Here is a 19,850-nt window from a genome sequence, read left to right as displayed (position 1 = left end):
AACAGCGACCCGTTGCCTTTTGCCAACTTGCAACGGCTTAAATTTAGTGAGTCACTCACTCGTCAGCAGCACGATCACCGCCATGAACTCTATTCTTTTTCATCTAGCTTTTCCCGTTTCTGAAATTAGTAAAACCAAAGAATTTTATGTCAAAGGTTTGGGCTGCGAAGTTGGACGCGAAACGCCAGGTTCGGTCATTCTAAATTTGGGCGGACATCAGCTAGTCGCCCACGTCACCCGTGAACCCCTGACCCCCCAACGAGGAATTTATCCACGCCATTTCGGCCTGGTCTTTCGGCAAGAAGCCGACTGGGAAAACCTGCTAGCTAGAGCCGAAGCCAACGATCTTTCGTTTCATCAGTCTCCCAAGCGCCGTTTTGTCGGCACGGCTTTGGAGCACCGCACCTTTTTTCTAGAAGATCCGTTTTATAACCTACTGGAGTTTAAGTTCTATTGTCATGAAAGCGCAATTTTTGGCGAAGCGAGCTACGCTCAGGTAGGCGACGCATAATTGGGGTGGGCTACTCCAAATCTATCGGACGGTAGCTTTTGCGAATATAGAGACAGTTTTTGCCATTGGCTTCAGATGTGTAGGTAAAGCGATCGGCAATACGCTCCATCAGTCGTAGCCCTCGCCCGCCTTCAGAATCTTTGTCGATCACTTTGGGCGTCTTCCGTAACCAGCTTTGTACGTCAAATCCTGGCCCTCGATCCCAAATGTAAATTTCTAGAGCTTCAGAAAAAACGATGACCTCGATCTCAATGGGGGTTTCTATAGCCAAACTGTGATGAGCATGACGAACCGCATTGGTAAACCCTTCAACCAACGCTAACTGACACTGGAGCCAAACATTTTCTGGGATGGGATATCGCGCCAAACTTTGGAACTGGTCAAACCATGCCAGAACTTTGTCCAGGTCCTTTAAATCCGTCCTCGTCTGGAAACGGCGCTTTTGAATGAGTTTCAACGCTGAAAAAATCCTTGACGCGTACGGCGAACGTTTAGATGTCTCCAATCTCCAGATGATACTGATCATCTGTCCAATTCTAAAGAGACATAGCTGTATTAGCCAAGCTTGAAACCGCCAAAGCAGAATGAATAGCCGCCAGGCTGATTCTATTTGTCAACATACCCGAATGGGTCAAAACAGGAACTTTGATTTCACGACCCACAGGCAGTCGAGAACTCTCGGCTGGTACGATCATCAAATCATAAGGCGTCCAGATAGAGGTGAACGCCAGCTGTGAAAGCATATTGACGTCTTGGCTAAGATCCTGAATAAACAAGCTGTTTGGACGCATTTGCTCACAGCCCTGGTTCCAACGTCCATAAGCTAGCCACGATCCCTGGTGAGGGGCAGAAACGGTCACAAATCGATCAACCCGCTTTAGCCCGCCGAGCCGCTGGATATAGTAGCGACTGACCAAGCCACCCATACTAAACCCCAAAAGATCAACGGGTTGTTCAGCCGGAAATCGGCGTTCTATGTAGTGTGCAACCTGAGTAGCTAAGACGTCTAATCCGGTGTGGCCGTTATTGGGCAACAAGTTTAGTGGATGAAAGGAAGACCACCCCTGCTGTCGGAGATACGCGATCGCTGAGTCAAAAACGGCAACCGTATCATCAATACCATGAACAAGAACCAGCGGATGACGGTGGATAGGCGACATGACAACTAAAGCGGGGTTTACTCTCATTACTTTAAGCAAACCGTTTCTATCCTAGCCGAGGCCCTAGGACAATTTTAGGATAGGCCCCTAAGCTATCGGAAAATTCGTGATTTGAGAGAAAATTTTCATTAAAATTAGCGATCGCTCAGCTTGGTAAAGCGCTGTCGGGTGGGGTGAAGTGGGCAGTCCGATTCACTTTTCCTTAGAATACTGAAGTTGATTCATCAGGCTCCGCTTTTGCCTAATGCGCATTCTTATCTGGTATCGCAACGATCTACGGCTTCACGATCACGAGCCGATTAACCAAGCGCTGCAGAAGCAGGCTCAGGTCATTCCACTTTATTGTTTTGATCCCAGGCAGTTTGGGCAAACAGCTTTTGGCTTTCCCAAAACAGGCGCTTTTCGCGGGCAGTTTTTGTTAGAAAGCTTGCAGGTTCTGCGGCAATCGCTGCAATCGTTAGGCAGCAATTTAGTCATTCGGCAAGGCCATCCGGAGCGGCTAATTCCTCAACTGGTTAAAGAATTGAAGATTGATGCTGTTTACTGGCATGAAGAAGCCACCGCCGAAGAAATTGCGGTTGAAACAGCTCTTGAAAATGCGCTAGACAAGCTAGGGGTTGAGTCAGAAATTTTTTGGGGATCGACGCTCATTCACATAGATGATCTGCCCTTTGAACCAGAGCAGCTACCAGACGTTTTTACCAGCTTTCGCAAAGCAGTCGAGAAAAACTGGGCCGTCTATCCAACTTTTGCCACCCCTGAAGCGATCCCCGCACTACCAAAAGGGCTTGAACCGGGTAACTTGCCCACGCTGCCAGACTTTGGTTTAGAAACTCCTATAGCCGATGCTCGTGCCGTGTTGCCGTTTAAGGGCGGCGAGTTGGCCGGATTAGAACGGCTGCAACATTATTTTTGGCAAACCGATGGGTTGTCAGTCTACAAACAAACCCGCAATGGTCTGTTAGGGGCTGACTACTCTACCAAATTTTCGCCCTGGCTGGCGTTGGGCTGTCTTTCGCCTCGCCACATCTATGAAGCGGTTAAACAATATGAGGCTGAGCGTACCTCAAACGAGTCTACTTATTGGCTCATTTTTGAACTGTTGTGGCGTGATTATTTTCGCTTTGCCTGTGTGAAGTATGGCGATCGCGTCTTTTATCCTTCTGGTCTGCGCGGTTTAAAAATTGACTGGCAGCAAGATCAAGAACGCTTTCAGCAATGGCAGCAAGGACAAACAGGGTTTCCCTTAGTCGATGCCAATATGCGAGAGCTAAAGCATACAGGTTTTATGTCTAATCGAGGCCGCCAAAACGTGGCTAGTTTTTTAACCAAAAATTTAGGCATCGACTGGCGCATGGGGGCTGAATGGTTTGAGTCGCAGCTAATTGACTATGACGTTTGTAGCAACTACGGCAACTGGAACTACACGGCAGGCGTCGGCAACGATGCGCGTGGTTTTCGCTACTTCAATATTCCTAAACAGGCCAAAGACTATGATCCTGAAGGCGCGTATGTTAAGCACTGGCTACCTGAACTAGCCCACGTTCCGGCCAAGCAGGTGCATGAACCCTACAAGCTGCGACCTGCAGAACAAAAACGCTTTAACCTAAGGCTAGGCGTTGATTATCCTAACCCAATAGTCGATTTAGAAAAGTCAGTCAAAGCTAACGAGCAAATCTACAACGCCGCTTTGAGCGCCTAATGCCTCTGTTTTTCTAGTTTTCTAGGCTGTTCTCTTGCGATCGCGGCTTGCTGGCGTTAGACAACGGCCTGCCACTGTAAAATGAGAACAGCCTGTCTTTCAGCGTCAATGTCAGTTTTGCCTGCTACCAAAATTAAATTTTTAGTTGCACCGACCTCTGCGGCTTGGCTTCAGCAGGCTCTTAGCAACTTAGACATTATTCTCTTAGATCACTCTCACTGCGAACGCAAAGCTGCCAGTGCGGCGCTCAACTTTATGTTTCGCTATCCGTCTAGTCAGGCGTTGGTCAGAGCGCTCACAGCGATCGCCCAAGAAGAACTGAGCCATTTTGAATTGGTCAATCAGTGGCTAGAACGTCGCCAAATTGCCTTAGGGCCGTTGCCGCCACCCCCCTACGGAGCCGCGCTCAAAGCTCACATTCGTCACCACGAACCTGATCGCATGTTAGATATGCTTTTGGTTTCAGCGCTGATTGAAGCCCGTAGCCATGAACGTTTGGGGCTGCTGGCTCAGCATTGCCCAGAACCCGATTTGGCTCAGTTTTACCACAGCCTGATGGCTTCTGAAGCTCGCCATTATGGGGTTTACTGGACGCTGGCAACCACTTATTTTCAGCGATCGCAAGCTGAGCAACGCCTTGCCGAACTGGCGGTGGTTGAAAGCAATATACTAGCAACCCTGCACCCCGAACCACGGGTACACAGCTAGTTTTATGTATTTGCACTATCGAGATTTTTTGATTCGAGACTGGCAACCCAGCGATCGCGCCGCCGCCGCCAGCGTCATCAAAACTGCTTTGGCCGAATATGGCTTGGGTTGGGAGCCAGAACAAACCGATCGCGATGCCCTAGAAGTCGAAACTTACTATTGGCAAACAGGCGGCGAATTTTGGGTAGTCGAACAGCAAGCGCAAATTGTCGGTACCGCAGGCTACTATCCAATCGAACGCGGCCAGCGAGCCGTAGAAATTCGCAAAATGTACCTGCAACCTTCTAGTCGCGGCTTGGGGTTAGGCCGTTTTTTGCTCCAGCAGCTAGAGCAGGCGATCGCAGCCCAGCAATTTCACCAAGTTTGGATTGAAACAGCCAGCGTGCTTAAAGAAGCCGTCAGCCTTTACGAACGCAGCGGTTATCAGCCCGCCGTGGGGGCTGAAACTCTAAGATGCGATCTTGTTTATATGAAGTCTCTGAGTCTCTCTAGTTCGCTATAATCCCTTCATTGAGTCTGGCTGAGGCTAACGTGCTTGCTATCTACCCTGGAAGCTTTGACCCGATTACGTTTGGGCATTTAGATATCATTACCCGCGCCTGTCGCCTGTTTGAACGCGTTGTCGTAGTGGTTTCTCACAACCCTGGTAAATCTCCGCTATTTTCAGTAGCCCAACGGATTGAGCAAATTCGTCAGTCTACCCCACATCTTTCTAATGTCGAAATTGATAGCTATGACGGTTTGACCATAACCTATGCGAGAATGCGAAGAGCGCAGGTATTGCTGCGAGGGCTGCGGGTTCTTTCTGATTTTGAGAAAGAACTGCAAATGGCTCACACCAACAAAACTCTTTCTGACGAAATAGAAACGGTTTTTTTGGCGACCTCTACCGAATATGGTTTTCTTAGCAGCAGCCTAGTTAAGGAAATTGCCAAATTCGGAGGTCCCGTTGATCACCTCGTTCCCCAGCATGTTGCTCTTGATATCCACAAATGCTACGTCCAGAACCCTCTCGCATCAACCCTCAGGCCAGCAATGCCAACCTCAATGAACAGCCTGCCCCGGAACTCGTTGTTCCAGGAGCCGGAAATATAGATCTGCAGCAGGCGCTCAACCGCATCGAAGAAATTGTTTTAGACAGTCCTCGGATTCCTTTTAGCCGCCGCACCCTGATCGATGAAGAATTGCTGCTTGACCAGCTAGATATGGTAAGGCTAAACCTGCCCACGGCCTTTCGAGAAGCCAAGCAGGTCGTGCAGCGCCGAGAAGAATTGTTGCTAGAAGCAGAACAAATTGCTGAAGAGATTGTGGTCGCGGCTGAGCAACGAGCCGCTCAAATTTTAGACGAATTGGGAATTATGCGTCAGGCTGAGCAAGAGGCTCAACGGTTGCGGCATCAGGTTAATCAAGAGTGCGACGCGCTGCAAAGCCAAACTTTAGCTGAGATTGAGCAGCTTAGACAGCAAGCCAAGCAAGAGTGGGAGCAAATGCGCCAGCAGGCACTGGCAGAAGCCCAAGAAATTCAGCAAGAAGCCGACGCCTACGCCGACCATGTCTTGCAACAAATGGAGCGCCAGTTTTCTGACATGCTCAGGGTCGTTCGCAATGGGCGGCAGCAGTTGCAACCACCGACGGCTAACAACGATCGCACTAGCACACGGGTGGGGCGATCGCGCGAAGCACACAACCCCAAGCGCTCTCCTCAGCCTTAAAGCGCTCACTGCCTAAGTGCCCTTTCATTTATGATCAGCTATCTCAAAGGCATTCTCAGCGAAATTCAAAAGCTGGGCAATCAGCGCGTCATCATTACGATAGAAGTCAATCAAATTGGCTACGATGTTCAAGTCACGCCCCGGCTGCTGACCTTGCTGCCGCCCTTCGGTGAACCTGTACACATCCACACCCACTTGCAGGTCAGAGAAGACCAGATGGTGCTGTTTGGCTTTAATTCACGACCTGAGCGAGATCTGTTTCGCCAACTCGTCAGCGTCAGCGGGATTGGCCCACAAATGGCAATGGCCATGCTAGATACGTTAGGACTGCAAGAGCTCGTTCAGTCAGTGGTGGCCGGAAACATTCGGGTATTGTCGCGGACGCCGGGTGTAGGCGCTAAAACGGCTGAACGGATTGTTTTAGAGCTAAAGACAAAGCTTTCAGAATGGCGACAGCAAACTGGGTTAGCCCAGGCACCCTTGGCTGGGCCTGCGCCTAGCATTCAAGAAGAAGTTGAAATGACTTTGCTAGCGTTAGGATACACCACCGGAGAAATTGTCCAGGCTTTGCAAGCGGTAGGCCAAAACACAGCTCTGCCCAAAAGTGCTGATACCGAAGATTGGATTCGAGAAGCGATCGCTTGGCTCAGCCGCTAACCCAAACAGCACCCGATTTCTTCTCTCTAGCTTTATAAGCTAAAGTCATTGTTTTCAGAAGGTTCCCCGCAATGACACAGCTACCGCTTAGTCAGCTTAATCTAGCCAAGGCCGCTGCTCAGCCCACCCTATGCTAGGGGCCAAGCAGCATGTCTGTTGAAAAGGGGCAACTGCCCTCAAATTTACTAGAAGATAGTTCCGGGCTGATCGCTATTGCGGCGCTGCATCAGGTCAGTCTGCGGGTACACAATCTCGCCGTTCTTGATTCTGCCGATGCCCCGCTAGCCGTAGCCGTTGAGTACAAGCTCTGGGTTAAGATCAATCATTTAGCAGCGGGTGTAGTGATTTTGTCTCAAACCGCTCTCGGTCGGGTCACGAGCTGGCAGTCTAGCCCGGTGTTGCTGACACCGCAAACGTCTATGCCTTTTCCGATTGAAATTTGTATGGCTAGAATTCCTTTCTCTAAGGATGTCGTAGAACCGGAAGAACATCACCAGATAACGCTGTTTTGCAACCTGGCAACTGGCTTAGTCATCGGTAGCGGAGTTGTGGCTCATTTGGGCGATCGCATTTTTTACCGCGATTTTTGGGCAGCCAAAGCTGCACCCGCCGGAATTTGGTTTAGTATTTTGGCTTGACCAGGGCTGCTATAGCTAAGGGCGGCAGGCGGAAGGCAAAAGAAAAGCTTTTATATCAGCGGCTTTTAGCCAGTAAAGTGTCTCTAGACTTGGACGATCGCCATAAATGAATTTAACCAGCTAGTCGTGCTTGATAAAGGCTGACAATTTTGGCAATTACGGCAGCAATCGAGAGGCCATCGGTTTGAACTTCAACTGCATCAGGCGCTTTCTGCAAAGGGGCTACCTGACGGCTACTGTCTTGGCGATCGCGCTCGTAGATGGCTCGCTCTAATGCCTCTAGATCAACGGGGGGTTGGTTTTGAGCCTTGAGATCAAGCTGCCGTCGTCTGGCTCGCTCGTGAACGGAAGCCGTTAAAAACACCTTCAATTCCGCCTGCGGAAATACATGAGTGCCAATATCGCGCCCCTCCATGACAATGCCCCCCTTTTCCCCGTATTGCTGCTGCTGCTTTAACAAAGTTTCTCGAACAATAGGTTGAGCTGCAACGGCTGAAACCTGCTTAGTAACGACCTCTGAGCGAATTGCTTGCGTGACTTCTTGCTGATTGACCCAAACCCGGGTTGGCCACGGATTGGGGGATTCGGTGTCATTCTCTAAGCTAGAAAGCTGAATTTGACACGTCGGCATTAGCTCAGCCATAGCGACTTGATCTTGAGGATCAATCCCCTGCTGCAACGCCAGCCAGGTAATTGCCCGATACATGGCTCCGGTATCTAAGTACAGCAACCCTAGCTTTTGCGCAACTTGCCGCGCTACGGTAGATTTCCCGGCTCCGGCTGGCCCATCAATCGCAATAATTGGTAAGCGCGATCGCAGCAGCATATTGTCAATCAGCCGCGTTTGGCTTAGATAGGCTGCGATCGCCAAAAGCCCTACTGTCTCAACTGTTTTTAAAGGGACTAACGTTTCAGGGTGTACCAGTTCTACATACTCAATTCGAATTTCAGGTACCGTCTCAAGCTCGGCCTGTACCGTTTTCAGTAAAGTTTCACTATCACGAACGCCCGTTTGAAACGCCGCCGCTGCCGCTTGCAAACTGCGGTAAAGAACCGCCGCCTGCGATCGCTCGGTTGCCGAAAGATACTGATTGCGAGAACTATAGGCCAAGCCATTGGCTTCGCGGGCGATCGCACAAGGCACAATCTGACTCGGCAAATTTAAGTCTTGCACCAACCGCTGCAAAATCGCCAGTTGCTGAGCGTCTTTGCGCCCAAAATAGGCTCGATCTGGCTGCACAATGTTGAGTAGCTTGGTCACTACCGTCGCCACACCTTGAAAGTGCCCCGGTCGAAAAGGCCCACAAAGCACAGTCGTCATCGGAGCAGGAGGAATGATCTGAGTCAACGACTCTGGGTTTTGGGCGTCATCGCCATACAAAGCCGCCGCCGTCGGCGCAAAAACAATATCTACGCCAGCAGCAGCGCAAAGCTGTTGGTCGGCGGCTAAATTACGCGGATAGTGAGCTAGGTCTTCTTGAGGGCCAAACTGCAACGGGTTAACAAAAATGCTGACCACAACCACATCGTTTTCTTGTCTAGCCCGGTGAATTAAACTTTGGTGCCCCGCATGTAGCGCCCCCATAGTTGGAACCAACGCTACAGACTTCTTGGGTGAATTCGGAAAGCGATCCGACGACTCTTTACTTAACTGCGCGAGGCTACAGCGGAGCCCCTCAATGGTTTTGAGTAACTGCACAAGCGACCTCTGTGAATCTTGCCTCAATGACAGTGTCTATCAATTTAGTTTTTGTAAACAAGCTTTGCAGAATTCTCAAACGGACTCTTCAATAAACCAGTTCGTTTTGCAAGCTAACTTCAAAAGCCCCTCGCTGATACCGATAGCAAGGGGCCTCAGAGCTAGTCCTAATACTAAGCTAGACAGAATCCCAAAAAGTGACCACTGCCGTTGTAACTTACTGCAACACCTCAATCCGCACACGACCGACCCCTGCTTGAGCCAAGCCAATTTGGCGCGCCGCCGCCGCCGACAGATCGATAATTCGTCCGTGGCTATAAGGGCCGCGATCGTTGATTCGCACAACCACTTGCTGGTTATTGCTGAGGTTGGTCACCCGCACTTGAGTACCAAACGGCAAAGTACGATGGGCAGCTGTCAAAGCATTTTGATTAAATACTTCACCACTGGCACTGCGACGACCATGAAAGCCAGGGCCATACCAAGAAGCCATACCACTGGCAGCAAAAGCCACATTGGCGACCTGAGGAGGCGTGGGTTGAGGTTGTCCTTCAATCTCAGTTAAAGGAGAGGCTGCTCCCAACAACCGCCGGAGTCGATTCGTCGCCTGCAGTGTGTCTTCTGCCGGATTGCTGGTAGTATCGGGCAGAATTAAGTTTTCATCGAAGCTAACGAGGGGGTTGCCGTCGATTTTGATCACATAGGCATTTTCGGCGGCATCCCAATGGGCTGTAATCCGACTGGCATCTAGCTGATTGCGCGTTAGCTGATTGATTCGGGCTGCCACGGCTGTTGCTCGGATGACCGGATCATCTCTAAAAGCTTGGTCAGATCCGCTAGCCGGAACCTCTGACGGTTCATTAACGTCATTAGCAGAAGAACGGCTGCCTGCAGTGACGGCTTTATCGGCAGTTGTGTCAAGCGTGGCCCCTAAGAAGGTCAGCACAGGAATGTTGTGAATATAAAGTGTGGCCGCTTGGCGGGTATCTAGAGGATGCCCCAACACCCGAATAAAATCTTGGTTTTGGGTTGACGCATTTGCAGCAAGTTCTGCCTGATTTACGCTTTGGGTCTCATCCGTTACTGGGCTAGAAGCATAGACTGCGTTATCCGATAAGCTTTGACCTAGGTCATCCGTTTGTTGAGCATGGACTGACAGCGCTGGGCCGATCGCGGACACGACCAGGGCTGCTGTCAGGCTACCCAAAAATTTTTGTTTCATAAGTCCATCAACAAGTGTTTTGAAAAGCGATTACGCCCAGAGACTGTCGGAAAATTCAGGGCGAGAAAGTCTCGCGTGGTTTGCTCTAACTCGTAATCGTTGCGATTTCACCCTCTGCTGTTGACCGAAAAGTACGTTAGCACGAAGAATAGGTAATCGGGATCAGGGTATTTTTTGGGAAAAAAGCAGATTCCGAAAATTCACGCAAACTTTACACTTCTTAGGAATGGGTCTGCCCATAAGCTTTTCAGGAATATTTCGAGACTTTTGACTGTACGGAAATGTTTACAAAGTTTTATACCCCCCTGCAAACTGCTTAGAGAAAACAAATTGATTGAGCCACTTTTTGGATTTTTTTTGGTGGCAAATTAATTTTGGCTATGCGATTTTATGCATAATCCAAAACCATTTTTAGGCAGCGTTTTAGTTGAGTTTTCATCAAATAGATGTAGCTAAGCATTAGCCCCGCTAAAGCTAACTATGCAATTTGCTTATGAATGGATACTGAGTAAATGGAATTAATGGCTAAAACTTATGGACTATCGTGACGCAGGTGTTGATGTTGAGGCAGGTCAGAATTTTGTTAGGCAAATTCGCCAGATGGTGGAAAAAACCCATCGGCCAGAAGTTTTGGGAGGGCTAGGCGGATTTAGCGGTTTGTTTCAGCTATCTTCCGGCTATCAAGAACCTGTGCTCGTTTCGGGCACCGATGGGGTAGGAACTAAACTCAAAATTGCGCAAGCGCTCAATCAGCACGGCACGATTGGCATTGATTTGGTGGCGATGTGTGTAAATGATGTGCTGACATGTGGCGCTGAGCCGCTATTTTTCTTGGATTATCTGGCGACTGGCAAACTTGAGCCCGCTCAACTAACTCAGGTTGTTGCCGGGATTGCGGCTGGGTGTCAGCAAGCGGGTTGTGCACTTTTGGGGGGAGAAACGGCTGAAATGCCAGGTTTTTATCCAGCCGGAGAGTATGACTTGGCTGGTTTTTGCGTGGGGGTGGTTGAAAAACAGCAGATTCTAACAGGCGATCGCGTTCAAATAGGAGATGTTGCAATTGGCCTCGCCAGTCAAGGGGTTCACAGCAATGGTTATAGCCTGGTGCGCAAAGTCATTAGCGATCGCACACCTCCTGGACAAAGCGCTCCTGGTTATGCCTGGAGCGATCGCCCTGAGCAGCTACAGGGTAAATCTTTAGGCGAGGTGCTGCTCACACCAACCCGTCTCTATGTTGATCCGGTGCTAAAAGGGCTACGCCAGGGATTAGCGATTCACGCTATGGCTCATATTACGGGCGGTGGTCTGCCTGAAAATTTGCCTCGTTGCCTGGGGCCCAATCAGTCTGTTCAGCTAGCCTTGGGCAGTTGGCCTAGCTTGCCGATTTTTGAATGGTTGGCGATCGCAGGCGATATCAAACCAGCGGCAATGTTCAACACGTTTAATATGGGGATTGGCTTTGTGGTTTTAGTTGAGGCTGCTCAGGCGAGTCTAGCCCTCCAGCATTTCAAAGCCTTGGGCGTTGAGGCTTATGAAATTGGCCAAGTAGTTGAGGGCAAGGGTGAAGTGCTGGGACTACCGCAGGATTAGCCGTCTGGTAGGTGTTGGGTAAGGCTTCACATTTGCTCCTTACCCATCAACCTCACCTAGTAGCGATTTTTCTTGCTGGCTACTGCCAAATTTGTCCCTGTCGCCTGGATGATCGGTGAAGGCCGGAAGTGAATGTCATATTAGTAGAAGCGATCGAGTTGCAACTTGATCCCAACTTTGATGTTCATTTATTCAGGAAAGAACCTTGAAAAATCAAGCTCCAAGCTGGCAGCCCATTTTTATCTCTATCGTGGCAGTCATCGTGGGCATTCTAGCTTCTAGCAGTTTTGTCATTATCAACCCTGGGCAAACTGGGGTGCTTAGCATTTTAGGCAAGGCGCAAGATGGGCCTTTGCTAGAAGGCATTCACGTTAAGCCCCCTTTTATATCACGGGTTGATATTTACGATGTCACGGTACAGAAGTTTGAGGTTCCGGCTCAAAGCTCAACCAAAGATCTGCAAAATCTCTCCGCAAGCTTTGCGATTAACTTCCGGCTAGATCCGATTCAAGTTGTGAATATTCGACGGACTCAAGGAACTTTGCAGAATGTGGTCTCTAAAATCATTGCGCCTCAGACGCAAGAATCATTTAAGATTGCAGCGGCTCGGCGAACCGTTGAAGAGGCCATTACCCAAAGGTCTGAGCTAAAAAAAGACTTTGATATTGCGCTCAATAGCCGTTTAGAAAAATACGGCATCATCGTTTTAGACACCAGCGTTGTCGATCTTAACTTTTCGCCAGAGTTTGCTCGCGCCGTAGAAGAAAAGCAAATTGCCGAACAACGCGCTCGTCGAGCCGTTTACATTGCGCAAGAAGCAGAACAAGAAGCCCAGGCGGAAGTCAACCGAGCCAAAGGACGCGCCGAAGCTCAGCGACTTTTGGCAGAAACGTTGAAGGCGCAAGGTGGTGATTTGGTGTTGCAGAAAGAGGCGATTGAAGCTTGGCGTGAAGGAGGTGCCCAGATGCCCAAAGTTTTGGTAATGGGTAGCGAATCAAGTGCCAGCGTTCCCTTTTTGTTTAATGTTGGAGATTTACAAGACTAATAATCTTGAACCTTAAACTCCATTAACTCAGACACAGCTTGGAGACAGGCCACTTTAGCCCTCTTTTGTCAGTCCAGGCAAAATCGACGAATTTGCGTTGTTTTGGCCAACGAGAGATCAAGCTCTCATCCTAGTTCGATAGAAGAGGGTTGGATAGAGAGACTATAGTTGCTCAATAGAATGCATAGTCTGACTCTATTAGGGCTGCTCCAGGTTGTGCTGAGTCCAGAAAACGCTTCGATAAGGTAAATATGCAAACGTTGTAGGACTAAAATGCTGAAGATTTTTTAGCAGCTTGGTCGATACTTTCTGTCGCTATGGATATTTACGTGCTAAGTTGGTAAAACCAAGAGCTGGGTAGCATGCTGTTAGCTTGAGCACAAGGTGCATGCTATCTAAGCAGTTACCGAAGCTTCAACCAAAGGTAACTAATGACCGAGAATTCTTCCAGTCTCGACTTTGAAAGCGCTGTATCAGCCTATCGTGAAAGTTGCGATCGCAGTGATGTTCTTTTTAAACAGCCAGTTGAAGAATATTCCCAGCTAATTGATAACGTTATTTATTTGCGAACTAGCTCTGTAGGCTACGTCGCTAGGTATGACATTCGCCGCCGTCGCATGCTGATTTAGTTAACCTGTTAGCTATTTAAGCTGCTGTCTATTTCATGCAACCATAGGCATTTGATCTAAAACATCAAATGCCTTTACGACTTAACCTCAATTAATCAAATGCTTGCCAAACCAACCTACACCAAAGAATTGTTGAGTCGATACGCTGCTGGCCAGAGAGATTTTCGGAACCTCAATTTGATTGCTGCCAACTTACGGAACCTGAACCTCAGCGGTATTGACCTAAGCGGAGCCAACTTAGCCAAAGCTAACCTGACTGGAACTAATCTCAGCCGTGCCAAACTTATGAACACCGTTTTGACAGGAGCCAAACTGACAAATACTAACTTAAGCCAAGCCAATTTAACGAATGTAGATCTCAGCGGTGTTGACTTAAAAAGCGCAACGCTCCACGGCACAATTATTCCTCAATCTGCTTCTCAGGCTTAACAGGCAAAATCTGCCATATCAAAATTTGCCATATATTTAATCAACCGTTTTAGCTTATCTCTGCTCAAGCTTTCTATTAAACTTTTCGAATGACGCCAGAAGCAATTCGGACAATTTCACAAGTTCGACACGAGTTCTATAAATTATTTGCGGCAGAAATTAGTGAACCAGTCAACATTACTAAAGGAAACTCCTATTCAAGTAATACGGCTAAAGTCTCTTGGATAGATCGCTATCAGCGGCCAAACTATGCGTGTCTGTATGCTCATATAGCACCTGACAGGTTGTTGCCCGATCGCCCGCTTATTTTACGCTTGGGTGTCAACCAGGGGCTTAATTTTGAACCGACAAAACGCCATCAAGAACTGCATCTAAACAGACAAAAGCTGCTGCGGTTTGAATTAACGCTTTTGCCAGATGAGATTCTAAAATTTGTCCCCTGGCTAATTAGCCTACTGCAAACGCATGAAAAGGGTTCAGGCTTAATTACCCCTCCTTGTTTGCTTAATTTCGATACGTTAGATGAATTGCTGTTGTATGGAGCTTGGACGCAAAAAGCAGAAGTTGCTTTTTGCCAAAGTATGCCTCAAAAGCCTTTAGTGGCGTCCCAATTTTGAGGCTGAAACAATCTCAAACTAAAGTTGACTTGAATAAACGCTCAAAGCCTACAGTCCCCAAAAGAGAGATAAAAAAGCTACTCTAAACGTCATCATTTAGGCTCGTTCAATTTTTACTGAGCTAAACGAGCGATCGCGCGATCGCTCGTTGACAGCAAATTTAAGCCGAATTAGGTAGCTTATCTGTCTTGGCGTTGTGGCCCGCCTGCCCACGGGGGTGGGCCATCTGCAGGTCGAATTTGTATCACCTCACCATTACTGCGAGTAATGCTGAAAGCGTCAAAATCACCCTCATCGTATTCACCTACAACCGTCACCTGTTCTCCAGAAGCGATATTAATTTGGTGATACCATTGCGGGCCAGCATCAACGACAATTTGACCTGTGCCATCAGTGAGAACAAAATCGTTGCCTACGACATCACCCACTTCACCAGAGATAGCCACTCCCGGCTGACGCTGCAGCGTTTGAATAGGCACTGGGTTTTGCGCTATGGATACACGGGCGACGGCTGCTGTAGAGACGAGAGCAAACAGAATAGCCGATTTCACGATAAATTCAATCCTCCTTTGATCAACTTTATTTGCCTCTAGTTTAACGAAGTCGCTTTTGACCTGAGTAGATATACTTAATGAACTTATTTTGGCTAGCTTTATTGAGTGCTAAATCGGTAGCGATCGCAAAAGTTTCTAGGTTTGAACGCTCCTCTGCTTGTCTCTTAAGGACGAGTAGACATCTGCTGTAAGCCAAACAGTTTTAACCTAAGTGAGTAAGGTCTTATATCAATTCTCGATTTTGGATCTTCGATTTTGAATTGAACAGTCTTTGCTCTGCATACGTTTCGTCAGTCTCATCTGTACCTTTCTTTTGAAGAATCGGTATTAGCCGGGTCTTGCGCTGTGTGGCTGTAGTCACACAGCGCTGAATTTGGCTTACCGCTTTCTGCGTTTGTTTGAACCCGAAAAAAGAGATCCAAAAAAAAGAGACACGAACCTCGTGTCTCTCACTTTTACGTTAATGGCTAAGGGCTACAGTCTGCTAAACCGAGGCTGGCGTAGCGGCGGGTTGAATGTATCCCAGTTCTTCTAGCTTGGCTAGCACTTTGTTAACGCTTTCGGTTAGCGTTTCTTCGTGGGTGCGGCAATCTACTTCCGGATGCGTGGGAGGCTCATAGGGATCATCGATTCCGGTAAACCCTTTGATTTCCCCTGCTCTCGCTTTTTTGTAAAGCCCCTTAACATCGCGCTCTTCACAGACTTCAACCGGAGCACTTACATAAACTTCGACAAAATCTTCAATGCGATCGCGCACTTCTTCACGCACAGCTTGATAAGGAGAAATAGCTGAAACTAGCACAATCACCCCATTGCGGGTTAGCAAATGAGACACAAAACCAATACGGCGAATATTTTCGTCGCGGTCTTCTTTACTAAAGCCTAACCCTTTGGTCAAATTGGTTCGGACAATATCGCCATCTAACACTTCTAGCTGGCAGTCCCGCGCTCTTAGCTCCTCCTCCAAAGCTCGCGCAATTGTAGATTTGCCTGAACCACTCAAACCTGTAAACCAAACCGTAACTCCGCGCTGTTGTGAACCCATAACTGCTTTTGCTATCTCCTAACATCATGGACAAGCGTAACCATCTGCCAGCGGTCAAATTCCTCACCGGAACACCCACCTGTAGCAGCTTTACAAGAGGAGGCTGATAAAGCGCCCCTCCAGCTCTGACCTGGACTAAAGACCATAGAGCCAGAGTGCCAACGCCGGAGTCACAATCGCCATAATTAGGCTAAGTGGCCCACCGACTCTGACAAAATCTAAAAAACGATAACCGCCAACCCCATAGATCATCGTATTTGTTTGATATCCAATAGGGGTCATGAAGCTATTTGAGGCGGCAAAAGTGACAACAAACATCATCGTAAACGGGTTTAAGCCTAAGTTTTGAGCCACTTGCACCCCTACAGGCAGCAGCAAAATCACGGCTGCACTGTTTGACAAAATGCTTGTAAGCAAAGAAGTTAGCACAAAGACAAACAGCAGCAACCAGTAGCTAGGCAACTCACCACCGACGCTGACCAACTGTTGCGCAATGAGCTGGGTAGCTCCGGATTTTTCCATAGCCGTTCCTAGCGGAATCAGGCAAGCCAGTAAAAAGATGACGTCCCAGCGAACAGCTTGATACAGTTCACCCGGTTTCAGGCATCCGGTCAAAATCATCAAGATAACGCCTGCTAGCGCCGATACCAGAATAGGAACTTGGGTAACAGCCGCCAACACCACCACTCCCACCCCAATGCCGATAGCGACATTGGCTCTATCGGCTCGCAAGGTTTCTAGATCACGCTGCTCTAGTACAAGCAAGTCACGGCTGGTTTGCAAACCAACAAAGCTTTGCTTTGGCCCCTGTACTAAGAGCAAATCGCCAAATCTGAGGGGCACTTTACCCAGGCGATCGCGCACCAGTTCTTCCCCCCGCCGGATTGCTAAAACTGTCGTGTTGTAGCGCTGCCGAAAGCGAATTTCTTTGAGGGTTGAGCCAATCAAATTAGAGTTCGATAGCACTAACACCTCAGCGACCCCTTCCACCTCAGAGCTAAGGTCTGCCTGCCACGACTTTTGCCCAAACTGGACATCGGGCAAAATTTCGATCCCTTCGCTGTCACGAATTTTCAACAAGTCTTGGCGACCACCGCGCACCATGAGAATGTCGCCCGCCGCCAGAATCTTATCAGCTAGGGGTTGGGGAAAGCGATTACCGTTGCGAATAACCTCTAGGACGTCTACATCAAAACGGCGCTGTAGCTGACTTTCTTTAAGGCTATGGCCGACTAAGCTCGATCGCGGTGTAATGACCACTTCGCTGACATAGTCTTTGAGGCCGTAGTCTTGGCTAAAGCCATCGTAAGGTGCTTTGCGATCAGGCAGCAAAGCCGGAGCCACACAGACCAGATAGGCTAAGCCAAGAACAAAAATAATGAACCCCATCGCCGTAAACTGAAACAGGCTAAACTCGCCATAACCCAGCTTGGCGGAAAGACCACTGGCTAATACGCTCGTTGAGGTTCCCACAACGGTCATCATGCCGCCTAAAATCGTGGCAAATGACAGCGGCATCAGCAGCTTGGAAACAGAAATGCGCTGCTGGCGGCATAAATCTTCAATAATCGGCAAAAATACTGAAACAACAGCCGTATTGTTGATTACCCCAGAAATCGGCCCAGCGATCGCCCCCATGGCAAAAATCTGTTGACCGGGTTGCTTACCGCCCCAGCGAATAATCCAGCTACTGGCTTGCTGCAAAGCCCCTGTGCGAGAAATTCCAGCACTGAGAATAAACATCGCCATCACAGTAATAGTGGCTGAATTACTAAATCCAGCAATGCCTTCTTCGGGGGTGACTAACCCTAGCAACATCAGCACTACCATGACAGACAGCGCTGTCACATCGGCAGGTAGCCACTCAAAGACAAAGCAGGCTAGCGCCACGGCGGTAATGCCGAAAGTTAGAATCATTGGCATAGCGTTGTAAAACAAGCCCCATTGCAAGAGCCGCTTAATCTAACTTCAAACTTAATACTGATAGACGTACCTCTAGGCACTTCGGTGAGCTAATTCTCCTAGCTTTACCAAAACTTGATGCTTAATTTACATTAAATCTACCCAGATTAGCTGAGTCGTTTCAATCCAGTTGGGAAGACGGCTGAACTCGGCTGTTAATCGCCGAGATCGGGGGTTAGCAAAGCTGGTAGTCACTTTCAGCCATGCAGCTAATGAATTAACAGCCTCAGGAGGGTAAAGACGTCTTCAGAAGCTGCGAGGTTTCATTTTGGCGACTGCCAAACAGGCGGGTATAGACATAGGTAAACTCACCACCAAGCAAGAAAATCTGACTGGTGAGATAAATCCAAAACATCAAAACCATAACCCCGCCAACAACCCCATAAGAGCTAAAACGGCTACCCAAACTAATGACACTGTTGCTGATTAATTGTTGCAAAACTACGAGCAAGAGCGCAGTCAAAAGACCACTCAGCCGCACATCGCCCCACCGAATTCGGCGCGGAGGCAACACCTTAAATAACAGCATCAAAACTAGCGTCAGCAACAAAAACGAAACGATTAACTGCAAAAAGGGAAGCAAGTTGACCCCTTCAAACACAATCAGCCCCACCTGACTGCTCACCGTATTCACCATTTTGAGAAAAATTGCGATCGCAATTTTAGACAGCATCGAAGCGAGCAAAATCACGGCAGAACCCAACACCAGCAAAAAGGCAAAAACACGTCGCCACAAAAACCGCAGCACAATTTCCCCCACGCTGCGATTGTTATTAATGGGTTCATGGGCTCGCCAAATTTTCTCAAAAGAGCGATCGAGAGCATTGAAAAAGCCGCTAGCGGTAAACATCAAAACAGCAAAACCCACGATACTGGCTTCAACGCTGCCCTCGTGCAACTGTAGCAGCGTACTTTCAACTACATTGAAAGCACTAGGCGGTAATAGCTCTTGGGCTAAACCAATAATCTGACCATAAATGTCAGTTTTTGGCCCCAACAAAAAACCCATAACGCTGAGCATCACCAGCAAAATCGGAAACAGCGAGAACAGCGCATAATAAGCCAGCGAAGCTCCCATATCCAAACAGCCGTCCTGCTGCCATTTGAGAAAGCTACGGATAAAAAGCTGCATCGGCTTTGAACGGTAAATCTCCTGGGTCTTCACGGGTGTTTGTCTACAAAGACGCTGATATAGCTGTCGCCACTAAGTTGGGCACTGAAAGCTGCTAAAAGCCGCTGACAGAAAGCCTTTTATGCTACTTTCTGCCTTAGCAACAGCAGCACAGGCAGGCAACTTATAGGCCAGAAACAACTCAAGCTGCAAAACGTTAAGGGGGTAATCTTCCCCTTTAGCACTGACGCTTGGCGATTACAATTAGTTACAGCTTAAATCATTGCTGTTAAACAAGCGCCCTATGGCCAATTCCTCTATATTTGCTGCTCCCTTCCGCTACCGAAGTTGGTCTAGCCTGTTAGGCGATGTTGTCCTAGCTGGGCTAGTTTCGGGGCCACTGGCAGCTCCCTTTTTAGCCGCCGCGCCGCTACCTGTTTTGCCGCAGATTGCAGCCATCATTTACACCATGGGGCAGCACGTTTGCCCGCAGCCAGAGCTGGGGCCTATGCTTTGGTCGCCGCATATCATGGCAGTCTGTACCCGTTGCTATGGCACCGTTTTGGGGCTGGTGGTTATGCGCTGGCTCTATGCCAAAGACCAGGGACGTAGCCGCTACTGGCTAGAGCAATATGGACTGTGGGGCTTTGTCGCCACGTTTCTACTGTGTTTGTTCTATCCGTTAGAGCTGGCTTTACAGGGCTTTGGCAGTTGGCAGATTAACAATGGAGTGATGGGGCTTTTTGGCTTGGTTGCAGGACTAGGGCTAGGGGCTTACCTGATGCCGATACTCCATCCGGGTATAGTGCGAACTGGCCCTCTCAAACCATGACCTAGCCGTTAAGGGGTTGGGCAAAGG

22 protein-coding genes are annotated in these 19,850 nt (G+C 48.7%); 14 read left to right on the top strand and 8 right to left on the bottom strand.

The features are described from left to right. Positions 1–82: 82 nt before the first annotated feature. Complete coding sequence (locus ACTS3T_RS16185) at positions 83–511, top strand: VOC family protein (RefSeq protein ID WP_377966540.1); 429 nt, start codon at positions 83–85, stop codon at positions 509–511. Positions 512–521: 10 nt separating this feature from the next. On the opposite strand, the gene ACTS3T_RS16180 is transcribed toward ACTS3T_RS16185, so the two are convergent. Both ACTS3T_RS16180 and ACTS3T_RS16175 read right to left on the bottom strand, forming a co-directional pair. Then, positions 522–968, bottom strand: a complete 447-nt coding sequence (locus ACTS3T_RS16180; RefSeq protein ID WP_377966537.1) for an ATP-binding protein — start codon at positions 966–968, stop codon at positions 522–524. 79 nt (positions 969–1,047) lie between these two features. Then, positions 1,048–1,698, bottom strand: a complete 651-nt coding sequence (locus tag ACTS3T_RS16175) for an alpha/beta fold hydrolase (protein ID WP_377966535.1) — start codon at positions 1,696–1,698, stop codon at positions 1,048–1,050. A 217-nt stretch (positions 1,699–1,915) separates the two neighbouring features. Between ACTS3T_RS16175 and ACTS3T_RS16170 the strand changes: the two genes are divergently transcribed. The 7 genes from ACTS3T_RS16170 (at position 1,916) to ACTS3T_RS16140 (ending at position 7,088) form a co-directional block, all read left to right on the top strand. Continuing rightward, complete coding sequence (locus ACTS3T_RS16170) at positions 1,916–3,373, top strand: DASH family cryptochrome (protein WP_377966533.1); 1,458 nt, start codon at positions 1,916–1,918, stop codon at positions 3,371–3,373. A 108-nt stretch (positions 3,374–3,481) separates the two neighbouring features. Continuing rightward, complete coding sequence (locus tag ACTS3T_RS16165; RefSeq protein WP_377966531.1) at positions 3,482–4,081, top strand: MiaE family protein; 600 nt, start codon at positions 3,482–3,484, stop codon at positions 4,079–4,081. Positions 4,082–4,085: 4 nt separating this feature from the next. Next, complete coding sequence (locus tag ACTS3T_RS16160) at positions 4,086–4,583, top strand: GNAT family N-acetyltransferase (RefSeq protein WP_377966529.1); 498 nt, start codon at positions 4,086–4,088, stop codon at positions 4,581–4,583. A 29-nt stretch (positions 4,584–4,612) separates the two neighbouring features. Next, on the top strand, positions 4,613–5,176 hold the full coding sequence (gene coaD / locus ACTS3T_RS16155; protein ID WP_377966527.1) for a pantetheine-phosphate adenylyltransferase: 564 nt from the start codon (positions 4,613–4,615) through the stop codon (positions 5,174–5,176). Continuing rightward, positions 5,074–5,793 carry an ATP synthase subunit B family protein gene (locus ACTS3T_RS16150; RefSeq protein WP_377966525.1) on the top strand — a complete coding sequence of 240 codons (720 nt, stop codon included), beginning with the start codon at positions 5,074–5,076 and terminating at the stop codon, positions 5,791–5,793. The genes coaD and ACTS3T_RS16150 overlap by 103 nt, the downstream gene beginning before the upstream one ends. Positions 5,794–5,823: 30 nt before the next feature. After that, positions 5,824–6,450 carry a Holliday junction branch migration protein RuvA gene (ruvA, locus tag ACTS3T_RS16145; protein WP_377966523.1) on the top strand — a complete coding sequence of 209 codons (627 nt, stop codon included), beginning with the start codon at positions 5,824–5,826 and terminating at the stop codon, positions 6,448–6,450. Between the two features lie 149 nt (positions 6,451–6,599). Beyond that, complete coding sequence (locus ACTS3T_RS16140) at positions 6,600–7,088, top strand: hypothetical protein (protein WP_377966521.1); 489 nt, start codon at positions 6,600–6,602, stop codon at positions 7,086–7,088. A gap of 112 nt (positions 7,089–7,200) precedes the next feature. Here the strand turns inward: ACTS3T_RS16140 and ACTS3T_RS16135 are convergent, their stop codons facing one another. Next, positions 7,201–8,787: a bifunctional pantoate--beta-alanine ligase/(d)CMP kinase gene (locus ACTS3T_RS16135; RefSeq protein ID WP_377966519.1), complete on the bottom strand. Its 1,587-nt coding sequence runs from the start codon at positions 8,785–8,787 to the stop codon at positions 7,201–7,203. A gap of 217 nt (positions 8,788–9,004) precedes the next feature. Continuing rightward, positions 9,005–10,009: a septal ring lytic transglycosylase RlpA family protein gene (locus tag ACTS3T_RS16130; protein WP_377966517.1), complete on the bottom strand. Its 1,005-nt coding sequence runs from the start codon at positions 10,007–10,009 to the stop codon at positions 9,005–9,007. A gap of 534 nt (positions 10,010–10,543) precedes the next feature. Here ACTS3T_RS16130 and purM point away from each other — a divergent pair. The 5 genes from purM (at position 10,544) to ACTS3T_RS16105 (ending at position 14,319) form a co-directional block, all read left to right on the top strand. Continuing rightward, the gene (gene purM / locus ACTS3T_RS16125; protein WP_462935259.1) at positions 10,544–11,599 is read left to right on the top strand and encodes a phosphoribosylformylglycinamidine cyclo-ligase; all 1,056 of its coding nucleotides are present in this window, start codon (positions 10,544–10,546) and stop codon (positions 11,597–11,599) included. A 235-nt stretch (positions 11,600–11,834) separates the two neighbouring features. Then, positions 11,835–12,644 carry a prohibitin family protein gene (locus ACTS3T_RS16120; RefSeq protein ID WP_377966600.1) on the top strand — a complete coding sequence of 270 codons (810 nt, stop codon included), beginning with the start codon at positions 11,835–11,837 and terminating at the stop codon, positions 12,642–12,644. Between the two features lie 431 nt (positions 12,645–13,075). Further along, positions 13,076–13,273, top strand: coding sequence for a hypothetical protein (locus ACTS3T_RS16115; RefSeq protein ID WP_377966513.1), 198 nt, complete (start codon positions 13,076–13,078; stop codon positions 13,271–13,273). Positions 13,274–13,372: 99 nt separating this feature from the next. Further along, positions 13,373–13,702: a pentapeptide repeat-containing protein gene (locus ACTS3T_RS16110; protein ID WP_377966511.1), complete on the top strand. Its 330-nt coding sequence runs from the start codon at positions 13,373–13,375 to the stop codon at positions 13,700–13,702. A gap of 89 nt (positions 13,703–13,791) precedes the next feature. Further along, entirely contained in the window at positions 13,792–14,319 is a 528-nt protein-coding gene (locus tag ACTS3T_RS16105) for a hypothetical protein (protein WP_377966510.1), read from the top strand. 179 nt (positions 14,320–14,498) lie between these two features. Here ACTS3T_RS16105 and ACTS3T_RS16100 read toward each other — a convergent pair whose 3' ends face one another. The 4 genes from ACTS3T_RS16100 to ACTS3T_RS16085 form a co-directional block, all read right to left on the bottom strand. After that, positions 14,499–14,870 carry a DNA-binding protein gene (locus ACTS3T_RS16100; RefSeq protein WP_377966508.1) on the bottom strand — a complete coding sequence of 124 codons (372 nt, stop codon included), beginning with the start codon at positions 14,868–14,870 and terminating at the stop codon, positions 14,499–14,501. A gap of 487 nt (positions 14,871–15,357) precedes the next feature. Then, positions 15,358–15,918: an adenylyl-sulfate kinase gene (gene cysC / locus ACTS3T_RS16095; protein WP_377966506.1), complete on the bottom strand. Its 561-nt coding sequence runs from the start codon at positions 15,916–15,918 to the stop codon at positions 15,358–15,360. 135 nt (positions 15,919–16,053) lie between these two features. After that, a complete protein-coding gene (locus ACTS3T_RS16090; protein WP_377966504.1) occupies positions 16,054–17,841 on the bottom strand; it encodes an SLC13 family permease in 1,788 nt (595 codons plus the stop codon). 265 nt (positions 17,842–18,106) lie between these two features. Further along, positions 18,107–19,045, bottom strand: coding sequence for a YihY/virulence factor BrkB family protein (locus tag ACTS3T_RS16085; protein ID WP_377966502.1), 939 nt, complete (start codon positions 19,043–19,045; stop codon positions 18,107–18,109). A gap of 250 nt (positions 19,046–19,295) precedes the next feature. Here ACTS3T_RS16085 and ACTS3T_RS16080 point away from each other — a divergent pair, with 250 nt between their 5' ends. Beyond that, positions 19,296–19,823: a DUF2085 domain-containing protein gene (locus ACTS3T_RS16080; protein ID WP_377966500.1), complete on the top strand. Its 528-nt coding sequence runs from the start codon at positions 19,296–19,298 to the stop codon at positions 19,821–19,823. Positions 19,824–19,850 lie beyond the last annotated feature (27 nt).

This window comes from Almyronema sp. (assembly GCF_052168255.1).
GTDB classification, from domain to species: domain Bacteria; phylum Cyanobacteriota; class Cyanobacteriia; order Phormidesmidales; family Phormidesmidaceae; genus Sphaerothrix; species Sphaerothrix epifaneia.
This window is presented reverse-complemented; position numbering and strand designations above follow the sequence as displayed.